Origin of the sequence: Devosia sp. (genome assembly GCF_041917035.1) — a bacterium.
GTDB lineage: Bacteria > Pseudomonadota > Alphaproteobacteria > Rhizobiales > Devosiaceae > Devosia_A.
On record NZ_JAYRYM010000381.1, the window covers coordinates 1 to 2538 of the forward strand.

The window sequence follows — 2538 nt, forward strand, 5'->3', positions numbered from 1 at the left end:
CCGGTCGAGCTCTCGCCGCCCGTCGGCCGCGCCGAGAGGCGCTGGAAGCGGCCGAAGAGGCGCTGCTCATCCTCGGGCGTCAGACCCGGCCCCGAATCCGTGACGGCGATCTGGTGCCCGGCCTCGCTCGACGTCAGGGCGACCAGGATGCGGCCGCCCGGCGGCGAATATTTCACGGCGTTGGAGACGAGATTGTCGATCGCCTCGCGCAGGCGGTCCGGATCGGCGCGGCCCGGCAGGGTGTCGGGGCCGCTGTAGACGAGCATCTGTCCCTTGCGCTCGGCCAGTGGGGCGTTGGCGTCGATGACGGTGCCGACGATGACGGCCGTGTCGATGTCGGCCGGGCGCAGCACGATGTCCTCGGCGTCCAGCATGGCGTCGTTGATGAGCTCGTCGACCATGGACGTCATGCGCGCCACCGAGGAGCGGATCTGCTCGATCTGGCCGCGGGCGCGCTCGATGTTGGGGGGCTGCAGGCTGAGCAGCTCGTTCATCATCTCGGAGCGGCCGAGAATGACGCCGAGCGGGTTCTTCAGGTCGTGCGCGACGGTGCCCAGCACCTCCGCCTTGTGGTCGTTGGTGCGCTTCAGCCGCTGCCACTGCTGGGTCAGGCGGTCATTCGCGGCGGTCAGCTGGCGGGTGCGCTCGGCGACGCGCTGCTCCAGGGTGGCGTTGGCGGCCTGCAGCTGCTCGTAGAGGAAGACGTTGTCGAAGGCAGTGGACAGCCGGCTGGCGAAGACGGCGACGAGGGTCCGCTCGGTGTCGGTGAGGGGGCGGCCGCTCGTCAGGGCCACGCCGATCTCGCGGCCGCCGGAGGTGGCGAGATAGAGGGTCGTCTCGGTGCCCTCGAAGGCGTTCTGGCGACGCGCCAGCACCCTTTGAAGCCGTTGCTGCACGGCTGGATCGAGGGTGGCTCCGGCAACAGCCGCATCGGCATGGGCGCCCGATCCCGCGAGCACGGCGAAGCCGTCGCCGCGGCCGTCGCGCAGCACCAGGATGCCGTCGGAGGGCGACTGGATCAGGCTCGCGACCTGCGCGAGGACACCGGCTGCAAGGGTTCTCGCCGATTTCAGGTCGAAGAGCTCCGAGGAGGCCTCGACGATGAGCTCGAGACCGCAGCGCGTCTCGACCAGCCGCATCAGCTGCTGGTAGCTGCGGATGGCGGCGGTCAGCGAGGTGAAGAGCTTGTCGCCGGTGAGTTCAGTCTTCGCCTTGTAGTCGTTGATGTCGTAGTCGACGATGACCTGGCGTTCCGGGGCCTGGCCAGGCTGACCGGTGCGCAGGATGATCCGAACCGTGTCGTTGGCGAGGTCCTTGCGGATGTACTCGACGAGGTCGAGGCCTGCGCCGTCGCTCTCCATCACCACGTCGAGGAGAACCACCGCCATGTCCGGATGGGCGGCGAGCAGGGTCCGCCCCTCGGCGGCCGAGAAAGCCGAATAGAGATCGAGCCGCTGGCCGCCGAGCTGGTAGTCCGAGAGAGCATATTTGGTGCCGGAGTGGACGGCGGCATCGTCGTCGATGATGGCCACCTTCCACCGCGGCGCGTCGATGGCAGCGATCACCGGCTCGTCGTCGAGGATGGGGATCAGGTCGTCGTCGGCCCTTTCCTGCGGCATCTCGTTCATCGGATCGGCCATCACGCTGCTTCCTGCCGGTCGCCCGGATCCTGCGGCGCCACCAGCGGCAGGGCGATGCGAAAGGTCGTGCCGACGCCGGGCGTCGACGACAGCCAGATACGCCCACCGAGCCGGCGTGTCACGATGTTGAAGACGATGTTCAGCCCGAGCCCCGTTCCCCCCTCCCCGCGCTTCGTCGTGAAGAAGGGATCATAGGCCTGGCGCTGCACCTCGGCGTTCATGCCGACGCCGTCGTCGCGGAAGGTCATCAGCACCTGGTCGCCCTCCTGCACCGCCTCGATGCCGAAGGTGCCGCTGCGCCCTTCGGGGAAGGCATGGGTCAGGGCGTTGATGAAGAGGTTCGTCACCACCTGCCCGTAGGGGCCGGGGTAGCTGTCGAGGACGATGCCCGGCGGCACGGCGACCTCCAGTTTCACCGGGGCGCGGCGCAGCGTCGGACGGAGGCTGGCGACGATCTGGTCGGTGGCCTCGGCGAGGTCGAAGCTGCGCCGGTCGGCGTGGCTGCGGTCGACCGCCACCTGCTTGAAGGCCTGGATCATCTCGCCGGCGCGCTGCAGGTTGAGGGAGAGCTGGCTGGCGGCCTCGCGGCTGCCCTGGACGAAGTCGGCCAGACGCGATCGGCGCAACTCGCCGCGCTCGACGTCGGAAGCAAATTCGTCGATGCGGCGCGACAGGGTCGAGGCGACCGTCAGCGAAATGCCGATGGGATTGTTGACCTCGTGGGCGACGCCGGCGACGAGGCCACCGAGGGCGGCGAGCTTCTCGGCCTCGACGAGGCTCTGCTGGGTGTCGCGCAGGTGGTCGAGCGCCGTCTCCGCCTTGTCCTTGGCGGCGACGAGGTCGTGCTCGGCCCGCTGCTTCTCGATGGCGTTCTGGCGGAAGACCTCCACGGCGCGGG

Annotated in this window: 2 protein-coding genes; both read right to left on the reverse strand. The window is 69.1% G+C overall.

Features of this window, described 5'->3' with window-relative positions:
* Positions 1-1640: DUF3369 domain-containing protein (locus ACE3TU_RS21330; protein WP_374627866.1), on the reverse strand; the 1640-nt coding region annotated here is incomplete at its 3' end.
* On the reverse strand, positions 1640-2538 hold an 899-nt coding region (locus ACE3TU_RS21335; RefSeq protein ID WP_374627867.1), incomplete at its 5' end, for a sensor histidine kinase. The genes ACE3TU_RS21335 and ACE3TU_RS21330, both read right to left, overlap by 1 nt.